Below are 20,399 nucleotides of genomic sequence, written 5' to 3'. Positions count from 1 at the left end.
GATGGGCAGGGGGCGATGGGGCGGGATGAGCATGGCCCACATGTCCTCGGTCCAGTGGGGGAGCAAAATCTCCGCTTGCTTGCCCTTGCCCACCACCTGCAGCATTTTGGGATGCCCCGGTTGCCAGCCACAAGGGTGATCGTCGAAGCCGCAGGTTTGCCGCCCTTGATCCACGCTCAAGGGGTAGCGCCCGTCGTAGAGGCGAAAGGGACACAGATCCCGGTCTTCGGCCAGAAAACGCTCGTCCTGCCACAGATGGGCTGCCAGGGCATGACAACCAATGCCCTCCTGGCTGTTACAAGCTTTGAGCCAGCGCCGTTCTGCTAGTTTGCCGCCCACTTTGCTTGGCGCCAGGGGCTGGACAAGGCCATTTTCCCCTTGGTTGAACAAGGGCCACACCAAGGGCTCCCCCGTCTCCGGCAGGGTGGGCAGCAGGGGGTGGACTTTGCTATAGAAGGGATCGCAAATGCGCTGGGCCACCTGCTGCAGAGGCAGGCCATGGGGGGATCCCACCGCCGGCAGAAGGGATCCCGAGCCGGCCTGGGCGCGATGGTACTGGATGGCCAGCGCCACCTCCACTCCCACCGGACGCAGTTCCGGCGTCAACTGCCGATAGCGCTGCAGCAGCCGCGAGGCTTGCACAAACAGGTCGTAGCGACGAACTGGAACTGCGTCAGCCATAAGGTTGCCGGGGAAATTCTTCGCCGACTTGAGCGAAAGTTGTCTATAGATCTGCCTCTCGGTCTCAAACAAGATCGAGATTGGGTTTGTTGTCTGTGCAAGGGCCGCAACTGCCGAGCGCCGCGGCCCGAAGGCTCGTTTCGCTTGGCACCAGGTCAGTTGTCAGTGTAGTAGAGAAACCCCGGCGCGGAAAGATTTTGCCGCTTGCCCCCGCCAAAACCAGCGGCAACAGGCTAGCGTCGCAGCCACCAAGGAAACCAAGGAAAGGGAAAGGGGCGCTCGGTTTCGGCGTCGCGGTCGTACTCGGTCGGGCGGCCCGTATCTGGCTGGATTACCAGGCTGCCCACATAGTCGGCCTCTCGATAGACGCGGGCAATCTGGCGGTGAATTTGGGCCATATCCTCGGCGGAGACCACGCCGTTGTCGGTGGCTTTGTAGAACTGGATAGTGACCCGAATGGGAAAGCGGGGATCCCGTTCGATGTCGAGGTTGTTGATCTCGGTGAAGGGGCCCTCCACCTCCCCGTGGCCGATGACGGCAGCTTCTACATTGCTAGGGAAGCAGTCCTCTAGGCCTAGGGTCTCCGTAAAGTATCTGACCTGCTCAACTTTCCTTTGCTTGAGGGGCACCTGGATCAGCATTACCAGGTTCAGGGCTTCTTCCGGAACTTCCGCCGAGTCGGGATCCCTGGGGGTTGGGTTGGCGCCTTGCTGGGCTTGGAAATCGCTGAGGCGCTGCCCAGTAAGGCTGGCCCGTTCACCGTTTTGGTTGAAGAAAAGGCGCTGGCCCCAGATCTTCCCCCATCCCTCCTCCGGGCGGTTCTCGATCACTGTAATGCTGGTGCCCTCGCGGGTGGACAAGATCGCCAGCACGGCTGGGTTGCCCGGATAAGACTGATAGTTGAACAGCACCGGGTTGAATTGGGCGGATCCCCCGGCAGGGATGGGCAAAAAGGCGGCCTGGGCGCTCACCAGCACATAGCTATCCCGTGGGGCCAGCAGCGAGTTGCGGTTGCCGGCCCAAGAGCGGGGGTTGTGCAAGTAGCGGCGCAGGTTCCCCAGCAGCTCCCGCAGCGACACCGCGCGCAGGGGTTTTCCTTTTTCGTTGCCCACCAGCACCTTCAGGCTGTCGAGGGGCAGGTCGGCAGAGAGATCGGCAAAGTTGGGGTAGCGGATCACCGGCATCAGGCTCAGCTCGCGGCGACCCGTCAGGGGGTTGAGCTGCTGCACCTGGATGGTCATGTCGCTGATGTTGGGGCCGAGGGCAGACCCCTTGTGGCGTCCGGTATCTTCCCAGGTGAGCTCAACGATATCCAGCCCGTAGTGGGCTGCCAGGGATCACGCCCGCGGATCCCTAGTCATGGCGATTGTCCGGTCGATTACCTGCCTATAAGCGAAGTACTCTGCCCATTGCGGCAGCGATGAGGAAGGATCCTGGCTCGTCGGAAAATCCATAGGGTTTGCCTAAGCAGTGGACATCAGCGGCAGAGCAGCCGGGGAAATGCTCATCCAGCTTAGCGAACTCAGCAGCCAAAAGGTGGGGATGTGGGCTTCCTTCAATATAGTAGGCTCCCTTCTTTAACGATGCCCTGACCATAACCCGGTTACGGAGAGCCGGCGCGGCAGTTTCGCTTTTGGCAACCCCATCCCTTTGCCGGGATCCCCAGCTACCTGGGCTACCATAAAAAGCTGTAGGGCTTTTGCATGAATCATCACAGGTCATGGCCAATATTCAACGGGGTCCTGAGGTCAACGTGTCTGCGGCCACGGCCATTTCTTCAGAGTCTCAGCCTTCGGCGCCCCCCTTGCCTTTGCCCGTGATGTTTCGCCTAGGCTTATTTCAGATGGGCCTGGGGATGATGTCGCTGCTGACGCTGGGGGTGCTCAACCGGGTCATGATCGACCTGGATCTCTTGGCCATCCCGGCCACGGTGGTAGGGGGATCCCTGGCCATGCACCAGTTGGTTTCCCCGGCCCGCGTCTGGTTTGGGCAGCTTTCTGATGCCAAGCCTTTGTTTGGGACGCACCGCAGCGGCTATGTGCGCCTGGGCTCGGTGCTGTTTGCCCTGTGCATCTTCTTGGCGGTGCAAGTGGTGTGGGGTTTGGGGCAGAGCTTTGCCAGTAGCGGTTGGTCGCTGGCCACCTACGGTTGGATTGCTCTCGCCGCCTTGATGTTTGCTCTTTATGGGCTTTGCCTGAGCGCCTGCTCCACGCCCTTTGCGGCGCTGCTGGTGGATGTTTCCGATGAGCACAACCGCTCCCAGTTGGTGGGGATCGTCTGGTCGATGCTGATGGTGGGCATTGCCGGCGGGGCAATTGGCTCGGCAGTGCTGCTGCGCGGCCTGGATCCCGAGAACTTGCAGAGCACGATCAACCGCCTCTTCATTGTTATTCCTGCTGTGGTGATCCTGCTGGGGGTGATCGCCACCTGGGGGGTGGAAGAACGCTATTCCCGCTATGGATCCCGTTCCACCTTGGCCGGGCGGGAAGACCAGATCACCCTGGGCACGGCCCTCAAGGTGCTCACCGCCAGCCGCCAAACCCTGATCTTCTTTGGCTTTTTGGTTCTGATGACCATGGGCCTGTTTATCCAGCAGCCGGTTCTGGAGCCCTATGGCGGCGAGGTGTTCGGCATGACCGTATCCCAAAGTACCCAGCTCAACGCCTTCTGGAGCCTGGGCGTTCTGGCGGGAATTGTGGTGACCGGATTTCTGATCGTGCCCAGGCTGGGCAAGCAGCCAACGGCTCGGCTGGGCTGCCTGCTGGTGGCGATCTCCTTTGGGTTGACCATTTTGGCAGGGTTTACGGGCGAGCCAGCGATGTTGCAACTGTGCATGATCCTGTTTGGCCTGGCTTCCGGGATCACCACCAACGGCGCCATTAGCCTAATGTTGGACTTGACGGCAGCAGAAACCGCCGGCACCTTCATTGGAGCCTGGGGCCTAGCCCAGGCCATGTCGCAGGCGCTCTCTACCCTCATTGGTGGCGCCTTGCTGGATCTGGGGCGGATTCTCTTTCCCTCTTCCCCCGTCCTCTCCTACGCCACCGTCTTCGGGGTGGAGGCGGCGGTGATGCTGCTGGCGGTGTATTTGCTGGGACGAGTAAGCGTAGCCGAGTTCCGGGAGAAAACCAGCCGCGCCCTGACCGAGGTGCTGGCGCTGGACCTGGAGGGCTAGCGCCGCTGGGCCAGCTCGTAGTGGGGGCAGCCTTGGCAGGGTCCGTTGGGGTTAACGGCGCAGCGTAACAGGGGCGAGCGGGCATTGAACCGACAGGAGGGATCCCCTAGAAAGTGGCCGGCCTCAGGGGGTGGGCTCACCGGGCGAATGAGAGCGCGGATACTGCACAGGTGATATTTGCCCTGCCGCAGTTGATAGGAATGGCGCTTTTCCAAAACCAAATAGTGCTGCTCCGCCAGTTGAACGTAGGTACCCGGATGGGGGCTGCTCTCCCAGGGACATTCCTCCACCACCTCTCCCGAATCCGCATCGATCCACTGAATGGGCAAGGCCGGGTTGACAGAAGACATAAGGTGCCAAGGAGGCCAGCCTGGAGAACAGACCGGCAAACAATAGAATGGACGCGGTTTTGCCTGTACTGGTTCTATTTAGTGTAGAGGATTTTCCTTGGGCGGGCCGCCAATTGGGGAGAGGATCGAGCCCCAGCTCCTCGCGCCTGATCTAGATCTCCTTTTTCCCGAGGGAGGTTACCTCCATCTCTTGCGCCTCGAGTAGCCAGAGACCTTATCTCTTGCCGAGGGGGTTGCCTTAGACCCCGTTTTCTTACTGTGGCATTATGGGTCAGAAGCAAAGATTGGTAGCCTGGCTGAGGATAGGCCACTGGTGAGCCACATCTGCCTGGAGCGACCGGAGTCCTTATGGTAGGGCAAACCTTGGCTGGCCGCTATCAGATCCTAGAAGAACTGGGATCCAGCGGGCAAACCTACCTGGCCCAAGATGGCCATCGCCCCGAACAGATCTGGGTGGTGATCAGGCGTTGGCAACCTCGCTCTCCCAAGGAGGAAGAGCCCTCTGCCACCCGGCAGCAATTTCAACAGGCAATGGCGCTGCGGGAACGCCTGGGATCCCATGACACTCTCCCGCGCCTGCTGGCCTATTTTGAGGAGGAGGGGGGCTTTTACTGGGTAGAAGAGTGGATCGAGGGGCCTACCCTGGAGCAAGCCTTGCGCCAGGCCACGGAGCAAGGGCAGCTCTGGTCAGAGGCGGAGGTGCGGGCCTTTTTGCAAGATGTGCTGCAAACCTTGGCCTTGCTACACAGTGAGGGGGTAAACTGCTGCAACCTAGAGCCCTCTCGCCTGATCTGTCGCCGGGCGGATGGCCGCTGGGTGGTGTTGGGCTTGGGCTGCTGCAACTCTGGGCCTGAGGCTGCCGACAGGGATCTGGAGGCACTTGGGCTCATCGCCATACAGGCCCTCTCAGGGATCCCGCCCCACAAGCTGTTTCGCGACCCGTTGACGGGGGAGCTGCGCTGGCACGATCTGGCTCCTACCAGCGCTCCTTTTGCCGCTTTTTTGGACTGCCTGGTGGGTTGTGACCCGCGGCAGCGCTTTGCTTCGGCAGCGGCAGCTTTGGCCGCTCTCCAGGCTTTGCCTCTGGCAGAGGGCGTCTCTCCCGGCGCTGAGATCCTGCCCGACCCTGTTGCCGCCGCTCCCTTACAGGAGCCGACTACGCCGCCGCGTTCCTCGGTATCACTGCGGGCGCGTTTCTGGATCCCACCACTTTGGGCGGGGAGTAGTCTGGCGGCTTTGCTGGTGCTACTCGGAGCTGCTGCCTGGCAACTGGCGGCCAACCTCAGCCTGTGGGGAGAGAAGGCAATTATGCCCAGGGACTCTGTCCCGCCCGCGGGAACGAGGGCAAATTTGGGATCCGCTGGGCTCAAAAGCTTCAGCTCCCCAGAGCAGCCGCCCAATCCCTCCAGGACTGGATCCCTATCCTCTTCCAGCCCTGCCCTCAACCTAGCTGACTGGGCCAAGTCCTTGCAGCTCAAGGCCACACTGGAAGGCCCCGCCGCTATCACCGCTCTGGCCATCAGCCCGGATGGAGATCTCCTGGTTGCCGGGGGAGACGACGGTGTCATCCGCTTTTGGGATCCCCAGGCCAGCCAACTGCTGCAGAGCTGGGCAGGCCACGAAGGCTCGATTGAGACGCTGGCCATCAGCCCCGATGGTACCTTTTTGGTGAGTGGGGGGGCCGACAAGACGGTGCGGGTTTGGGATTTGGCCACCCTGGGGGATGGGGTGCCACGGCTGCAGTTGCAGGGCCACACCGAGCTGATCAACAGCGTCGCCATCAGCCCCGATGGCCGTTGGATTGCCAGCGGCAGCGCCGACCGTACCATTCGCCTTTGGCAAGCTGAGGATGGCCAGTTGGTGCGCACCATCGACAGCGCCGCCCACCCGGTTACCCAGGGGTCAGGCATTACGGCGGTGGCCTTCGCTCCCTCTGGGGTGGCGGAAAAAAGGAGCCCGCCCTGGATCCTGGTGGCCGCCAACGGGGATCCCACCGTTCATCTTTGGGATCCCGGCAGCGGGGCTTTGTTGAAAACCCTGGAGGCCGACTACCCCATCGAGCAGGTGCTCCTCAGCCCCGATGGCCGCCACTTGCTCGCCGCCAGCGCTTCCGGCATCTGGATCTGGAACGTGGGCACGGGATCCCTCGAGCGCACTCTGGCCCAGCCCTTGTCTGGCTTGGCCACCTTTGCCCTCAGCCCCGATGGCCGCCTGCTGGCCAGCGGCACCGATCACCGCGCCCAGCAGATCAAACTCTGGGATTTGGGCAGCGGCAAAGAGTTACGCACCCTGGGCGGCCAGACTGGGATGGTGAGTGCTCTGCTGTTTGGCCCCAACGGGCAAACCCTTCTCAGCGGCGGTGCCGATGGCGCCATTCGCATCTGGGGGCCAGAACATCCTGCCTCAGAAGGGGACTCAGCCTTGAGGAATCGAGCCAGGTAAAATACTCCACAGAGAAGGGATCCCAGCAGCATGGGCAGAGTGGTCATTATCGGGGCAGGGCTGGCCGGCTTAACCTGCGCCAAGGTGCTGAGCCAGGCGGGTTGGAGCGATGTCCTAGTCCTGGAAAAAAGCGACGGCCCCGGCGGGCGGGTGCGCACCGACGCGGTGGAGGGCTTCCGTTTGGATCGCGGCTTTCAGGTGCTGTTTACCGCCTATCCCCAAGTGCGGCGGCATCTGGATCTGAGCAAGCTTAACCCCCGCCCCTACCGTCCGGGAGCGATGCTGGCCCAACCCGGTCGCTGCTGGCTGTTGGGGGATCCCCTGCGGGATCCGACCAGCATTGTCCCTTCCCTCTTCAACCCCTTGGCCAGCTTTGGCGACAAGCTCAAGGTGCTGCAGTTGCGGGCGGAGCTGGCGCGGCGCACCCCAGAACAGGTTTTCCAGGAAGGACTGGGGGGATCTGACCGCTCGGTGCGAGAGTTCCTAGAGGAGTACGGATTTTCCCAAAAGATCTGCCAGCACTTCTTCTACCCCTTTTTCCGCGGCATTCTTTTGGATCCGGATCTGGCCAGCAGCGCCCGCCTCTTTGCCTTTTATTTCAAGATGATGGCCGAAGGAGCCATCGTCACCCCGGCGCTGGGCATGGGAGAGATTGTCCGCCAACTGGCCGGCCACCTTGCCCCAGAGCAGATCCGCTACCAAACCCCGGTGGAGCGCATCCTGGTGGAAGAGGGAAAAGTGCGCGGGATCCGCACCGCCAAGGGCGAGGAGATCCCTGCCGAGTGGGTGGTCTGCGCCACCGATGCCCCTCAAGCGCGGGCTTGGCAAGCGGAGCTCTGCCCCCAGACTCCTGTACCCATCCCCACCCAGGGACGGGCGGTGACCTGCCTTTATTTCTGCGCCCCCTTTTCCCTGGCCCGCGGTGCCTACTTGTACCTCAACGCCAGCGGCCAAGGCTGGATCAACCACTGGGTTCAGCTCACTCAGCTTAGCCCAGCACTGGCTCCTGCTGGCCAACACCTCTATTCGGTGACGGTGTTGGGGGATCCCCCTCTGGGCGACGAGGAGCTGGCCCAAGCCTGCCGGGCCGAGCTGCAGGCCTACTTTCCCAAAGCCCCCTTGGAACGATTGCGCCTGCTGCGGGTGTATCGGATCCCTTTTGCCCAGTTTGTCCAGCCGCCCGGCTTTCAGCAGCATCTGGTTCCCACCTGCAGCGGCCTGCCGGGCCTTCTCTGGGCTGGAGAATACACCCACCAGAGCAGCCTCGAGGGATCCCTGCGCAGCGGCGAACAAGCGGCGGCTTGGATTTTACAAAAATCTTCTGTATAGCAAGACCCAGACCTTGAGTTGCTTAATCCCCTTCTCAGCCCAAAAAGGGGGATGGTGTGGTATGTAGAGGGTGTCTACCCCAGGGATCCCTCTACCATGCAAAGCGCTACTCTTAACCCGCTTTCCCTTCTGCAGCGCTCGTTTGAAGTTGTAGGCCCCGTCTATGGGCCGCTGTTGATCCTGGCCTCTCCTGGCCTTATCATTCCCATCGTCGCAGAGCTGATCCCACTTTTTGGGGGGATCCTCAATTTGGCCTACAGCCTAATTGTTGCTCCCATCCTGGCTGGCGCAGCCTTTTGGCTGGTGGATCAGCACCTGAAGCGGCAAGCTCCCCTGCTGGGCAACAGCCTCGACCGGGCCCTTTCGAAGGCAGTGCCTCTGGTTTTCGGCAGCATCTTAGTAGGACTCCTCTCTTTCCTTGCCTCCCTCCTTTTGATCCTTCCTGGCATTTACGTGGGAGTCAGGCTGGTTTTTACCCCTTGTGCCATTGCCTTGGAAAATCGAGGAGCTACAGAAGGGCTGCGCTACAGTTGGAACCTTGTCAAGGGCCGCTGGTGGGGCGTGTTTTGGGCTCTTGTGGTTCCAGGTTTGATTTGGGCTGTTGTCTTTTTTGTTTTTGTTGTTTTTGCAGGAGTCTTAGGTTCGATCCTCGGCTTTGATGGGACTGTGCTTGGGTTGGTGCCTGGGGTGGTCGGGGGGGTAGCAGTTACGCCACTTGCCTGGACCTATATCGTGCTCCTGTTCCGATCCCTGCAGCACTTGAAGGGGCAAGCGGCCTCCTGATTGCGGCGTTTGTCTCGGATGGCAAAAAAGGGGAGCCCTCACCCCCCGCCCCTCTCCCAAGGGGAGAGGGGAGTAATGCCAGAGAGCTCTGCCGAATCTCTAGTTAGGGAGAAGGGCGCTCCAGGATGCCACCTCCCAGCAGGAGATCCCCGTGGTACCAGACGGCGGCTTGGCCAGGGGTGACGCCAAATTGCGGCTCGGCAAACTGTAGCTTCACCCGCTCCGGCGATTTTGGGATCACCATAGCCGGCACCGGTGGGGTACGGTAGCGCACCTGCACTTCCACGGCCAAGGGTTCTGCCGGCGCAGGGATCGAGACCCAGTTCACCCGCCGCACCCACGCCTCAGCTTGGGTGGCTTCTTCCCGCTCTCCCACTACCACGCGGTTCATGGCCGCATCGATGCGCACCACATAGAGCGGACGGGAAGAGGCAATCCCCAGCCCCTTGCGCTGGCCGACGGTGTAGTGGTGGATACCTTCGTGATATCCCAGGACTCGCCCCTGGGTATCGACAATTTCCCCCGGCCTTTGACCCAGGTGCTGATCCAAAAAGTTGCGCATCGAGCCATAGGTCTCGATCAAGCACAGATCCTGGCTTTCGGGCTTGTTTGCTGTAACCAAGCCGTAGCGCGCGGCAATCTGACGGGTCTGGGCCTTGGTGTACTCGCCCAAGGGGAAGAGACTGTGGGCCAGGTGCTCCTGGCTGAGGTCGTAGAGAAAATAGGACTGATCCTTCTGCCGATCCACCGCCCGCAGCAGTTGATAGCGCCCCAGCTCGGCCTCAAAACGCACCCGCGCGTAGTGGCCGGTGGCGATCTGAGAGATGCCCAGCGTCTCGCGGGCATAGGCCAGCAGGGGGCCGAACTTCACCAGCTTGTTGCATTGGGAGCAGGGCAGCGGTGTGATCCCCTCCCCATAGCCGGCCACCAAGTAATCGACAATGGCGGCCTGAAACAGCTCACGGCTATCCACCACATGGTGGGGGATCCCCAATTGCTCACAGATGGCAGCAGCATCCACCAGGCCGTCGGTGCAGCACTGGCCTTTCCCCCGCATCAGCCAGAGAGTCACTCCCTCCACGGCATAGCCCTGTTCGTGGAGAAGGGCCGCCACCGTGGAGCTGTCTACCCCCCCAGAAAGGGCCGCCACAATGCGGGGCCGAGAGGGGGATCCGGCTATTTCCGGAGCAACTAGAGGATGGGGGCTGGTAACCATCGCAGCAGGGGATCAGGAAACAACAAGGGTCGGCAAATCCTCGCCTCCCTACACCAGGCCAAACCCGGATTTCCAGCTTAGCTTGCTTCCGAATCGGCTGGCCGGGATCCCGCCTCAGGCGTGGGTTCTGGGAAGCCCCTTTGGCGCAGCCGCCGCAGCGAATCCAAAGCCGCCGCGGCAACGCTATCGTGGGGATCCCTGGCCAGATAGTTGAGGGCAGAAACACTCTTGGGCGAGGGCAGATTTCCCAAGGCCTGGGCCAGCCGCTGCCGCACCAGCCAATCTTCCGACTGGGCAAACCGCAGGATGTGATCCAAAGCCCGCAGATCCCCCAGTTCTCCCAGAGCTGCAATGGCCGCCTGCTGCAGCAACACTTCCGGCCCCTCCAACGCCCGCAGCAGCACCTCATAGGCCCGTGGATCCTTCAGGTTGCCCAGGGCCACGGCGGCGCTGAAGCGCACCAGCCACTCCACATCTTCATAAAAAGCCCGCACCAGGGCCTCAAAAGCCCGCGGATCTTCCAAGTAGCCCAGGGCGCCTGCCGCATCGGCGCGAATGCCGTAGTCCGGGTCTTGGGTGAGGATCTCCAGCAGCTTGGGCAGACAGGCGTCCGTCTGCTTGATCCCCAGGGCAAAGACGGCAAAAGAGCGCACCTGCAGGTTTTCGTCGTCGATGACCTGCAAAATCAGCGGCACCGCCTGCTCCGCTGGCACATCCCGCAACTGGGCCAAGGCCACCATGCGATCCGCAGGGCGTTGGCTGCGCAAGCGTTGGGCGATTTCCTCCAGACGAGCGGGGTTGACAGGATCCAGAGCAGAGACAGTCATGGCCTTAACAAATGTTTACAGTCTCTCTTCATTATGGCAAATTGGGCTGCGCTCGGACAGGGGCCGGCTTTGAGGTCGGGATCCCTATCGACAGGGGGTGAGGCTTTGATTGGGAAATCCTAGCATTGTTGCCGAAAAAAGCAGCTCGATTGAGCCCCATCCCCAAGATTTTGGCTATTTTGGTGATGCGAGGCTCTCTGCCGGTGGTCTCTATGCTGAAATCTTTACCTGCTCGCCAACTGCTCTCACTTGGGATCCTCCTGTTGTCGGCAGGGGGCATGTTGTGCTTGTCCCCTCGTTTGTCTTCTGCTTTGGCCAACGGACAAGCGGTTCCCGAAGCGGAACTGGCGCTGCAGCCGCTTTTGCCGCCGGGATCCCGCATCCTCCGCTCCCGTCGGCTGAGCGACACAGCAGCCGAGATCTGGGTGGAGTCGCGCGGCGGCAGCAGCCCCGTGATCATGCGGCTGAATGCCTCAGGCCGTTGGGAACAGGACATGAACGCTACTCTGGCGCGGGGAGCCAGCCAGATGCAAGCTCTTGCCCGGCAACAAACGGCAAACCTGCCCGACGGTTTTGGCCAGACCGCTCCTGACCAACCGCCGCCGGTGCCTTCTCTTCTGCAAACCACCCAAGCTGCCTCTAGCCTGATCCCACCGGTGGATCGGGAGCAGGAAACCCAGCGGGCCTTAAGTGGAGCCGGACGGGCGGATCCCTTTGTGCCCCAGAACGTGCGTGCTCCTGAGCCGACCCTTGATCTGCCACCTCTACCTCCGCCTCCGGAACTGCCGCCGCCCGGCAATGGTGGCGAAGTGCCCGTAGCAGTGGCCACCCCGCTCCCGACGCCCACTCCCGACCCGGCGGCCTTTGCCCGCAGCGTGCAAGTTTCTGGGGTTGTCCAAATCGGCGGTGAATCCTTTGCGCTGGTTTCCGGTCCAGGCGTGATCCCTTCTGTGGTGCAGGCCGGGCAGAACTACCAAACTGCCAGGGTGGCCGGAGTATCGGTGCCAGAGCGACGGGTTGTGCTCTCGGAAGGAGGCGAGACCGTCGTGAAGACAATGCAAGACACCACTGTAATTGTGGGTGCGCCCTAGCCGTGGCTATTCCAGAGCCCAGCGGTTTGATCTACTCTCCCGCCTCTGGGCAAGGGATTTTTCCAAAGTCAAGTCTAACTCCCCTCTCCCAGAGGGAGAGGGGTTGGGGGTGAGGGAGTCTGGGAAAATCAAAAACGAGGCTCGCTGTTGAGGCGTGACGGCTGCTGTTTTAAATAGCGCAAGAACTCCCGCAGTTCGGCCTCATTCAGTTGGTGGCGAGATTTTTTCTGGAAGCGACGCTCCAGGAACTCTTGTCCTTCCTTGCGGCCCCAGCCAATACGCTGCATCTCGACATCTGTTTGAGCAATGATGTCCGACAAATCCTCCCCCTGGGCCTCTGGCTCCCTCAGGTTGGGCAGCTCCGGGAGCGACTGCTGTCGGACAGGGATCCCTGTTGGCTCAGGGGCTTGAGGGGCAGGAGAAGAGTGGGTGCGCCCATTGGCCAAGGCCAAGTCGGGAGTTGGCAAATAGGGCAGCCTGGCGGCAGCAGAATCCATACCCAAGCTCAAGGAAGTTGCGGAATGACCGAATCCTGCGTGGTTTAAAGCGCGCTTCAGCGCAGCATCTTCCGCTTCTTCTACTGTGTTGGAGCCGGCAATACCACTGCCCAGAACCGTGTTGTTCACCACCACCTGGGCTTTGACAATGTAGATCCCTTCTTCTACGCGCAACAGATCGGTGAGCAAACTGCCCATAGGGTACCGCTCTCGAAACTGTTGAATCATGTTTGCGCCGAAACCTGTCGCTGCTCGGGTCTTGACTACAAGCTAGCTTGAAAGTACGCCTCACATCCAGATCTCAACGCCTCAATCTCAAATCAACATCGGCTAAAGATGTCTACCGAGCAGATCCCAACAAGAAGAGAAGTCTTTCCCCGTCAGCGTTCGGCTCGACAAGGGTATGCTATGGCCAAGGGATCCAGTTGCCAAGGTTGCCCTGAGTGGCTGGCTTGGAAAAGGAAAACTGATTTATTATCGCTGCACAGCAAGGCATAACGGAGAACCATGGCTAGCGATACAACCGGGGTCAGCTCAGCCAGTTTGGGGCAGGCAGCCATTCGAGAGCGCAATTATGGCACTGCTTTGCAGTTGCTGCGGCGGGCTTATCGTGCGGATCCCAGCCCGGAGAATGCCCGTTGGCTGGCCACCGCCTACGAAGAAGCGGGGTATGCCCAATTGGCCGCCCTCTATCGAGAATTGGCCCAAGAGCGCAGGGAGACTGCCAAAGCAATTCAATTCCAAGCCCCCAAACCTCCCGGCACCCTTGCAGAACTGAAGCAACCCCCTCCTGAACCGCCGGAGCGCAAAACCATTCCCTTGCCCCAGCCGATCCCACACCCAACCCCACCGGCATCCTCTCCGGATCAGCCGGTTTGGGTCTACAAGCCCGCCCCCATTGACCCCAAAAGCATCAGCCGTCAAACGCCCCTTCGATCTCAAGCCGCGGAGCCTGCCCCTTCCCCTCAACAATCGGCGGAGAGGAGCAACTATCTGCCGGTTCAACACGCCCCGGATTTACAAAACCCGCAGCAGGGATCCCCCTTCCTGCGGCGGCTGAACCAACTGCATCGCCAGTTTAAGGATCGGCCCACGGCGGAGCTGGCTCTGCAACTGGCGGAAGCCTACGACGAGCAGAAGAACTTCAAAGAGGCCCAGCGCTACTACCGAGAGGTGTTGGATCTGGATGATTCCTGGCTGTTGCGACCAATGGTGCAGGAGCGCCTGGAAGAGCTGCAGCAACTGCAGGAGCAGGGTTCTTTGGCGGATCCCTCGGCCCAAAGTTTGCTCAAGCTGGCCGAGAAGTTGGAGCAGGAGGGGGAAATCGCCCGGGCCGAGCAAGTTTACCGCCAGATCCTAAAAATGAATGCCACCCTGGATGTTTATGCTAAGGCTCGCAAGGGGCTAAATCGGCTCTATCCGGACGGAAAGCGGTGAACGGCAGACCCTCGCATCTCCCCTGAACCGTCACAATTCGGAAGCAGCTTCTCCTCAAAATGGATCCCGCGGGTCGAGGGCATCTCGCAGACCATCCCCCAGCAAGTTAAAAGACAAAGAGGTGAGCACCACCATCAGGGTGGGGGCTAGCACCAGCCAAGGCTGTAGAATGATTACCGAAGCATTGGTGGCCAGCGACAGCATATTTCCCCAAGACGCATCCGGCTGTTGGATCCCCAGGCCGATCAAGCTCAGCACCGACTCCGCCACGATGTAGCCGGGCACCGCCAAGGTTGCCGAGATCACCACGTAGGTGGTGGTCTGAGGCAGAATATGCCGCACCAGCAGATACAGGGATCCGGCCCCGGCCACCCGCGCCGCCTGCACAAAGTCTCGCTCCCGCAAGGACAGCACCTGGCCCCGAATGACCCTGGCCAAGCCCGCCCAACCCACAAAAGAGAGGATGGCCACAATCACCAAAAAGCGCTCGGCATTGCTGAAGGGCACGCCGGTCAGCGGGTTCACCTGCAACACCGCCGCCAGCGACACCAGCAAATACAGGGTTGGGATCGACATCAACACCTCAGTCAGCCGCATCAGCAGCGTATCCACCCAGCCGCCGAAGTAGCCGGATATGGCCCCCACCAGCAGGCCGATGGGAAAAGAGATGCCGATGCCCACCAGGCCAACAAACAGGCTGACGCGCCCGCCATAGACCAGACGGCTGAAGTAGTCGCGGCCCTGATCATCCGTGCCCAGCAGGTGCAGCCGCGCTACCGGCAGCCCTTCCTCTGGCCGCAGGGGGACGGTGCCGAACAAATGTCGATCCCAGGGGATCAGCCCCAGCCAACGGTAAGGGGTGCCGGCCACAAACAGGCGGATCCCGGCGGGACGGCTGCTATCCACCAAAAGCGGACGTTCGCCCGTTTCCAGATCCACCGGCCCCTGGCGGGTGGGGTAAACGTGGGGCCCCAGCCAAGCGCCCGACTCATCCCACAAGTGAATGGCGGTGGGGGGCAAAAGGGATCCCCCTGGCTGCGATTCCAGCGGGCTGTAGGGGGCAACAAACTCGGCAAAAATGGCGCAGACGTAGAAAAAAACGAGAATGTAGGCTCCCACTTGAGCCCAGCGATTTTGGCGCAGCCGTTTCCACCACTGCATGAGGCCAGGGTCCCGGTTGGGCGAGTTGCCAGAACGAAGTTGGCTTTTAGTGTAGCTAAGCTTTGGGGTTATTTTGAAGACACTGCCCACGCCGTCCAATCTTGAACGGATCCCCCTAGCCGGCCAGGGAATAGCTGGGGCTGCAGGGGGCCATCATTTCCATCCGAGCTGCGGCGATGGTCTGCGGCAGCACCCCCACCAGCCGCGCCAAAACCTCATCCGGCAACTGCTTGACCAACTCCGCAGAGAAAAACTCCTCCAAGCTAAAGAGCAAAATCCGCGCCCGCTGGGCCGGCAAAGGATTATCGGTGATCTGCTGCAACCAGCGCATCCAGTGCAGCCGCTTGGTATAGGCGTTTTGCCGCTCTTGATAGCCCTGAGGATGCAACAGAGCCACATCCCCAATCGGGATCACGCTGCTCGACTCCACATCCAAGGGCTCCCCCACCGCAGCGCCCGGCCCGGCAAACTCGGCATGAAACGTCTTGCAGATGATCAAGGCGTTGTGCCGCTGTGGATCCACCATCAGCAATTGGCCGCTGCTGAGGCTGCGAATCAGTTGACCTGGCTCAACCCACTGAACCAGGCTATGGCTGTTGGGAGAGGGCTCGTTCATACCTCTTTAAGATATCTCAGCTCCCCTTCCCCTTACATGAGATCTTCAACTTTCGCAGCTCTGCTTGACCAAATCTTCATAGATTGGGGGGAGAGGGCCAAACGTGGCCTTCCCCCAAGCTACTGGCGGGGGGTTTGGATCTCGCCGACAACCCGAATGGCGATCCCTTCGCCGGCCTGGCAGCGGCCAATGCGGCGGGCATAGGAGTAGCCGGCGCTGTGGAGCTCTTGCAAAAGCTCTGCCGTGAAGGCGGGATCCACCGCCACCAGTAAGCCCCCGCTGGTTTGCGGATCCGCCAAGAGCAACTGCTGCCACTCCAGCAGAGAGTCGGCCTCTACGCCTTCATAGCTTTGCCAATTGCGACGGGCTGCGCCTGGGAAGATCCCCGCCTCCGCCAAGGAGAGGGCCTCGGGCAAAAAGGGAATAGCAGCCAGATCCAACTCAGCGCTTACCCCTGAGCCACGACAGACCTCCAGCAAGTGCCCCAAAAGACCAAACCCCGTGACATCGGTTAGGGCGTGGACCTGGGGTCGCCGCGCCAGTTGTGGGCCGATGCAGTTAAGTTGGGTCATCACCTGCAAAACTTCTGCATAGCCCGCTGCGCTGAGCTGGCCCTTTTTCAGGGCCGTGGTCATCACCCCGATCCCCAGCGGCTTGGTTAGGATGAGGTCGTCGCCGGGCTGAGCCGTGGCGTTGCGGCGGATGTGCTGCGGGTGGGCCAGGCCTGCCGCCACCAAGCCGAAGATGGGCTCGGGCGAATCGATGGAGTGCCCCCCGGCCAAAGGGATCCCGGCTTCCTGACAGATCTGGATTCCCCCGGCCATGATCTCCCGAATAGCCGACAGGGGCAGGGTGTTGACCGGCATGCCCAAAATGGCGAGGGCGAGAATGGGCGTGCCCCCCATTGCGTAAACGTCAGAGAGGGCGTTGGCTGCGGCAATGCGGCCAAAATCCACCGGATCGTCCACGATGGGCATGAAAAAGTCGGTGGTCAGGATCAGGGCCTGCTCGTCGTTGAGTTGGTAGACGGCGGCATCGTCGCTCGTTTCAGCCCCCACCAACAGGGCCGGATCTGACCAAAGAAGAGGCAGCTCCTTAAGAATCTGCTGCAGCAGCGCCGGGGCAATTTTGCAGCCGCAGCCGCCGCCGTGGGAGTACTGGGTGAGGCGAAGGGGAGTCTCCATGCAAGCAAAGGGAGAAAACGTCGGCCTGACTTTACTGTAGCGGCAGCTGGCGGCAACTGGAAAAAGGGGCGCTGGGCTAAGGTTGAAGGGATCCCTCTACCCATAGCGTTGCCATGTCTTTTGTCCCCTTGCACTTGCACAGCGAGTACAGCCTTCTGGACGGGGCTAGCCAATTGCCGCGTTTGATTGAGCAGGTGGTGGCGATGGGTTTGCCAGGACTGGCCCTGACCGATCACGGCGTCATGTATGGGGCCATTGAGCTGGTGAAACTGTGTAAAAGCAAAGGGATCAAGCCGATTATTGGCAACGAGATGTATGTTATCAACGGCGATATTCGAGACAAAAGCCGCAAGTATCCCAAGTATCACCAAGTGGTTCTAGCCAAAAACACCCAGGGCTATAAAAACTTGGTGAAGCTAACCACCATTTCCCATCTCCACGGCGTTCAAGGCAAGGGGATCTTTGCTCGCCCCTGCATCAACAAAGAGTATTTGGCCCAATACAAGGAGGGGTTGATCGTGACCAGCGGCTGTCGAGCTGGGGAAGTGCCCCAGGCCATTTTGCAGGGGCGGCCAGAAATTGCCCGCCAGGTTGCCGCCTGGTATCAAGAACAGTTTGGAGATGATTACTACATTGAGATCCAGGATCACGGCTATCGAGAAGACCGCTTTGTCAATGTGCAATTGGTGCGCATTGCTCGCGAATTGGGGATCCCGATCATCCTCACCAATGATAGCCACTTCATCTCCTGCTGGGATGTGGAGGCCCACGATGCCCTGCTCTGCATCCAAACAGGCAAATCTCTTACCGAGAAAGATCGCCTTCGCTACAGTGGGACGGAATACCTGAAAAGCCCAGAAGAAATGCGCCGCCTCTGCCGCGATCACCTGGAGCAAGAGGTGATCGATGAAGCCATTGCCAACACTCTCAAGGTGCTGGAAAAGATCGAGGGCTATGACCTATTTGGGGAAATGCGCATGCCCGACTACCCGGTTCCACCGGGCCATTCTGCCGATAGCTATCTCACCGAATTGGCCTGGCAGGGCTTGGCAAAACGCTGCGGCGTTGCCTATCCAGATCAGATTCCGGAAAACTATCAGGAGCGCCTGCGCTTTGAACTAAGCATCATCCAACAAAAAGGCTTCTCCAGCTATTTCCTGGTGGTTTGGGACTACATTCGCTATGCCCGCGAGCACGGGATCCCAGTAGGCCCAGGCCGCGGTTCGGCAGCCGGATCCCTGGTGGCCTATGCCCTGCAAATTACCAATATTGACCCCGTCAAATATGGGTTGCTCTTCGAGCGTTTCCTCAACCCGGAACGGCAATCGATGCCGGATATCGATACCGATTTCTGCATCGAGCGGCGGGGAGAGCTGATCGACTATGTAACCCGCAAGTATGGTCAAGAGCGAGTGGCCCAAATCATCACCTTTAACCGCATGACTTCCAAAGCTATTCTCAAAGATGTTGCCCGGGTGCTCGATATTCCCTATGCCGAAGCCGACAAAATGGCAAAGCTGATCCCGGTATCGCGGGGTAAGCCTGCCAAACTGGAGGAGATGATCGGCGAGAACACGCCGGCTCCAGAGTTCAAAGAAAAATACGAGAAAGACCCAACCACTCACCGCTGGATCGAGCTGGCCCGCCTGTTGGAAGGCACCAACAAAACCTTTGGGGTTCACGCTGCCGGCGTGGTCATCGCCAAGGATCCCTTGGATGAGATCGTGCCCTTGCAATACAACAACGAAGGCCAAATTATTACCCAGTACTCGATGGAAGATATTGAGTCTCTGGGCCTGCTGAAGATGGACTTTTTGGGGCTGCGCAACCTGACGATGATCCAGCGGGCTGTGGAGCTGATTCGAGAGCACAGAGGGGTCACCATCGACCTGGATAACCTACCCTTGGATGACGAGAAAACCTACCAACTTTTGGAAAAGGGAGAGCTGGAAGGGATCTTCCAACTGGAATCTTCTGGGATGAAGCAGGTGGTGCGAGAGCTCAAGCCTTCCAACTTAGAAGACATTTCCTCGGTCTTGGCTCTTTACCGACCGGGGCCATTGGATACGGGCATGATCCCAGACTTTATCGATCGCAAACATGGCCGCAAGCCGGTAACCTATGCCCACGATCTCCTCAAGCCAATCCTTCAAGATACCTACGGCGCCATTCTCTACCAAGAACAGATCATGCGCATTGCCCAGGACATGGCCGGCTATACCCTGGGCCAGGCCGACCTGCTGCGGCGGGCGATGGGGAAAAAGAAAGTTTCCGAGATGGAGCAACAGCGGGAGCAATTCGTCCGGGGAGCTTTGGAGCGAGGTGTGGCCAAGGAAGTGGCCACGGAACTATTTGACCAGATGGTTGCTTTCGCCGAGTATTGCTTCAACAAATCCCACTCTACGGCCTATGGACTGATTACTTTCCAGACAGCCTATCTCAAGGCCAATTATCCAACAGAATACATGGCGGCGCTGCTTTCTTCTGTGGGAGGGGATCAAGATAAGGTGCAGCGCTATATCACCTATTGTCTGTCGATAGGGATCCAGATTCAACCGCCCGATATCAACCGCTCTGGGCTGGATTTTACCCCCCAAGGATCCAGCATTTTGTTTGGTCTAGGGGCGGTGAAGAATGTGGGTGAGGGGGCGATTCAAAACATCCTGGCTGCCCGCCAGGCGGGGGGCCCCTTCACCTCTTTGGCCGACTTTTGCCAGCGGGTGGATCTGCGCCTGGTTAACCGTCGCGCCATCGAGTCGCTGATCTGTGCAGGCGCTTTTGATTGTATTTCCCCCAACCGCAAGCAATTAATGGTGGATCTGGATCCTATTCTCACCTGGGCGACGGAGCGGGCCAAGTCCAAAGCCATTGGTCAAGCCAGCCTATTTGATTTGTTGGGCAGCGACAGCAGTGATGGCCAGGGATTTATGGAGGCGCCGCGGGGGCCTGCTACCGAAGATTTTCCAGCGCCAGAAAAGTTAAGGCTGGAACGGGAGCTGTTGGGTTTTTATGTTTCGGATCACCCGCTGCGGCGGATTCAAGAGCAGGCGCGCCTGTTGGCTCCCGTTAACCTCTCGGATTTGAGCGGCTACGCAGCCGAGACTTCTGTAGGCATTCTGGCCCTAGTGACCGCCATCAAAACCGTAACCACCAAGAAAGGGGATCGCATGGCCATTGTGCAACTGGAAGATCTCACCGGCAGTTGCGAAGCGGTGATCTTCCCCAAGACTTACGAACGTTTGCGCCATCGCCTGGAGGTGGATCAACGGCTATTGATCTGGGCCAAGGTGGATCAGCGGGATGAACAGGTGCAATTGATTGTCGAGGACTTACAGCCAATTGAATCGGTGAGTTGGGTTACGGTGCAACTCCCTCTGGAGGCTGCCGGAACTGTAGAGGAGCGACACCGTCTGCAGGCGGTTCTTACCCGTCAACGCTCGGAAGCCAAGGAAGAAAATCGCATCCCCGTTGTGGCGGCCATCGTCGCCCCTCCCCACACGCTCTGGGTAAGACTGGGATCTCAATTTTGGGTTAAAGATGCCGAGGCCACCGTGGCAGCTTTGCGCCAAGCTGGCTATACCGCCCGCAGCGAAGCGCTAGCCTCTTAAGC

At 60.0% G+C, this 20,399-nt stretch carries 15 protein-coding genes and 1 pseudogene; 7 read left to right on the top strand and 9 right to left on the bottom strand.

Annotated features, from left to right (window positions below; genetic code table 11):
• Positions 1 to 681: pseudogene (locus NW845_RS05805) on the bottom strand (hypothetical protein); the annotation flags it as partial.
• A gap of 233 nt (positions 682 to 914) precedes the next feature.
• Positions 915 to 1,922 (bottom strand): hypothetical protein, encoded by a 1,008-nt coding sequence (locus NW845_RS05800; RefSeq protein WP_414377422.1) that lies wholly within the window; start codon positions 1,920 to 1,922, stop codon positions 915 to 917.
• 479 nt (positions 1,923 to 2,401) lie between these two features.
• Here NW845_RS05800 and NW845_RS05795 point away from each other — a divergent pair, with 479 nt between their 5' ends.
• A complete protein-coding gene (locus NW845_RS05795; protein ID WP_414377419.1) occupies positions 2,402 to 3,856 on the top strand; it encodes a BCD family MFS transporter in 1,455 nt (484 codons plus the stop codon).
• On the opposite strand, the gene NW845_RS05790 is transcribed toward NW845_RS05795, so the two are convergent.
• Complete coding sequence (locus NW845_RS05790; protein ID WP_414377417.1) at positions 3,853 to 4,206, bottom strand: DUF6464 family protein; 354 nt, start codon at positions 4,204 to 4,206, stop codon at positions 3,853 to 3,855. The two genes, NW845_RS05795 and NW845_RS05790, sit on opposite strands and share 4 nt — an antisense overlap.
• A 348-nt stretch (positions 4,207 to 4,554) precedes the next feature.
• Here NW845_RS05790 and NW845_RS05785 point away from each other — a divergent pair, with 348 nt between their 5' ends.
• The 3 genes from NW845_RS05785 to NW845_RS05775 all read left to right on the top strand — a co-directional run bounded on the left by NW845_RS05785 (position 4,555) and on the right by NW845_RS05775 (position 8,760).
• Positions 4,555 to 6,648 (top strand): hypothetical protein, encoded by a 2,094-nt coding sequence (locus NW845_RS05785; protein WP_414377414.1) that lies wholly within the window; start codon positions 4,555 to 4,557, stop codon positions 6,646 to 6,648.
• A gap of 30 nt (positions 6,649 to 6,678) precedes the next feature.
• Positions 6,679 to 7,977 carry an FAD-dependent oxidoreductase gene (locus NW845_RS05780; protein WP_414377412.1) on the top strand — a complete coding sequence of 433 codons (1,299 nt, stop codon included), beginning with the start codon at positions 6,679 to 6,681 and terminating at the stop codon, positions 7,975 to 7,977.
• Positions 7,978 to 8,073: 96 nt separating this feature from the next.
• Positions 8,074 to 8,760: a glycerophosphoryl diester phosphodiesterase membrane domain-containing protein gene (locus NW845_RS05775; RefSeq protein ID WP_414377410.1), complete on the top strand. Its 687-nt coding sequence runs from the start codon at positions 8,074 to 8,076 to the stop codon at positions 8,758 to 8,760.
• Positions 8,761 to 8,863: 103 nt separating this feature from the next.
• Here the strand turns inward: NW845_RS05775 and mnmA are convergent, their stop codons facing one another.
• Entirely contained in the window at positions 8,864 to 9,976 is a 1,113-nt protein-coding gene (gene mnmA / locus NW845_RS05770; RefSeq protein ID WP_414336169.1) for a tRNA 2-thiouridine(34) synthase MnmA, read from the bottom strand.
• 77 nt (positions 9,977 to 10,053) lie between these two features.
• Positions 10,054 to 10,803, bottom strand: a complete 750-nt coding sequence (locus NW845_RS05765; protein ID WP_414347654.1) for a HEAT repeat domain-containing protein — start codon at positions 10,801 to 10,803, stop codon at positions 10,054 to 10,056.
• A gap of 149 nt (positions 10,804 to 10,952) precedes the next feature.
• Between NW845_RS05765 and NW845_RS05760 the strand changes: the two genes are divergently transcribed.
• A complete protein-coding gene (locus NW845_RS05760; RefSeq protein ID WP_414377408.1) occupies positions 10,953 to 11,894 on the top strand; it encodes a hypothetical protein in 942 nt (313 codons plus the stop codon).
• Positions 11,895 to 12,022: 128 nt separating this feature from the next.
• On the opposite strand, the gene NW845_RS05755 is transcribed toward NW845_RS05760, so the two are convergent.
• A complete protein-coding gene (locus NW845_RS05755) occupies positions 12,023 to 12,589 on the bottom strand; it encodes a hypothetical protein (protein WP_414363750.1) in 567 nt (188 codons plus the stop codon).
• 309 nt (positions 12,590 to 12,898) lie between these two features.
• Here NW845_RS05755 and NW845_RS05750 point away from each other — a divergent pair, with 309 nt between their 5' ends.
• Positions 12,899 to 13,828, top strand: a complete 930-nt coding sequence (locus NW845_RS05750) for a hypothetical protein (RefSeq protein ID WP_414377405.1) — start codon at positions 12,899 to 12,901, stop codon at positions 13,826 to 13,828.
• Positions 13,829 to 13,882: 54 nt separating this feature from the next.
• Here the strand turns inward: NW845_RS05750 and NW845_RS05745 are convergent, their stop codons facing one another.
• The 3 genes from NW845_RS05745 to selD all read right to left on the bottom strand — a co-directional run bounded on the left by NW845_RS05745 (position 13,883) and on the right by selD (position 16,789).
• Positions 13,883 to 14,989, bottom strand: coding sequence for an ABC transporter permease (locus tag NW845_RS05745; RefSeq protein ID WP_414335586.1), 1,107 nt, complete (start codon positions 14,987 to 14,989; stop codon positions 13,883 to 13,885).
• Positions 14,990 to 15,104: 115 nt separating this feature from the next.
• Complete coding sequence (locus NW845_RS05740) at positions 15,105 to 15,605, bottom strand: hypothetical protein (RefSeq protein ID WP_414377402.1); 501 nt, start codon at positions 15,603 to 15,605, stop codon at positions 15,105 to 15,107.
• 119 nt (positions 15,606 to 15,724) lie between these two features.
• A complete protein-coding gene (gene selD, locus NW845_RS05735; protein WP_414377399.1) occupies positions 15,725 to 16,789 on the bottom strand; it encodes a selenide, water dikinase SelD in 1,065 nt (354 codons plus the stop codon).
• A gap of 113 nt (positions 16,790 to 16,902) precedes the next feature.
• Between selD and NW845_RS05730 the strand changes: the two genes are divergently transcribed.
• Positions 16,903 to 20,397, top strand: a complete 3,495-nt coding sequence (locus tag NW845_RS05730) for a DNA polymerase III subunit alpha (protein WP_414377396.1) — start codon at positions 16,903 to 16,905, stop codon at positions 20,395 to 20,397.
• The last annotated feature ends 2 nt before the right edge of the window (positions 20,398 to 20,399 follow it).

Origin of the sequence: Synechococcus sp. H60.2 (genome assembly GCF_047462315.1) — a bacterium.
Lineage (GTDB): Bacteria > Cyanobacteriota > Cyanobacteriia > Thermostichales > Thermostichaceae > Thermostichus.
The sequence above is the reverse complement of the archived record's forward strand: the minus strand, read 5'-3'. Positions and strand labels throughout refer to the sequence as shown.

Coding starts and splice junctions, on each gene's coding strand:
- NW845_RS05800 (WP_414377422.1), bottom strand. CDS start 1,922: ATGACCATCCAGGTGCAGCAGCTCAACCCCCTGACGGGTCGCCGCGAG.
- NW845_RS05795 (WP_414377419.1), top strand. CDS start 2,402: ATGGCCAATATTCAACGGGGTCCTGAGGTCAACGTGTCTGCGGCCACG.
- NW845_RS05790 (WP_414377417.1), bottom strand. CDS start 4,206: ATGTCTTCTGTCAACCCGGCCTTGCCCATTCAGTGGATCGATGCGGAT.
- NW845_RS05785 (WP_414377414.1), top strand. CDS start 4,555: ATGGTAGGGCAAACCTTGGCTGGCCGCTATCAGATCCTAGAAGAACTG.
- NW845_RS05780 (WP_414377412.1), top strand. CDS start 6,679: ATGGGCAGAGTGGTCATTATCGGGGCAGGGCTGGCCGGCTTAACCTGC.
- NW845_RS05775 (WP_414377410.1), top strand. CDS start 8,074: ATGCAAAGCGCTACTCTTAACCCGCTTTCCCTTCTGCAGCGCTCGTTT.
- mnmA (WP_414336169.1), bottom strand. CDS start 9,976: ATGGTTACCAGCCCCCATCCTCTAGTTGCTCCGGAAATAGCCGGATCC.
- NW845_RS05765 (WP_414347654.1), bottom strand. CDS start 10,803: ATGACTGTCTCTGCTCTGGATCCTGTCAACCCCGCTCGTCTGGAGGAA.
- NW845_RS05755 (WP_414363750.1), bottom strand. CDS start 12,589: ATGGGCAGTTTGCTCACCGATCTGTTGCGCGTAGAAGAAGGGATCTAC.
- NW845_RS05750 (WP_414377405.1), top strand. CDS start 12,899: ATGGCTAGCGATACAACCGGGGTCAGCTCAGCCAGTTTGGGGCAGGCA.
- NW845_RS05745 (WP_414335586.1), bottom strand. CDS start 14,989: ATGCAGTGGTGGAAACGGCTGCGCCAAAATCGCTGGGCTCAAGTGGGA.
- NW845_RS05740 (WP_414377402.1), bottom strand. CDS start 15,605: ATGAACGAGCCCTCTCCCAACAGCCATAGCCTGGTTCAGTGGGTTGAG.
- selD (WP_414377399.1), bottom strand. CDS start 16,789: ATGGAGACTCCCCTTCGCCTCACCCAGTACTCCCACGGCGGCGGCTGC.
- NW845_RS05730 (WP_414377396.1), top strand. CDS start 16,903: ATGTCTTTTGTCCCCTTGCACTTGCACAGCGAGTACAGCCTTCTGGAC.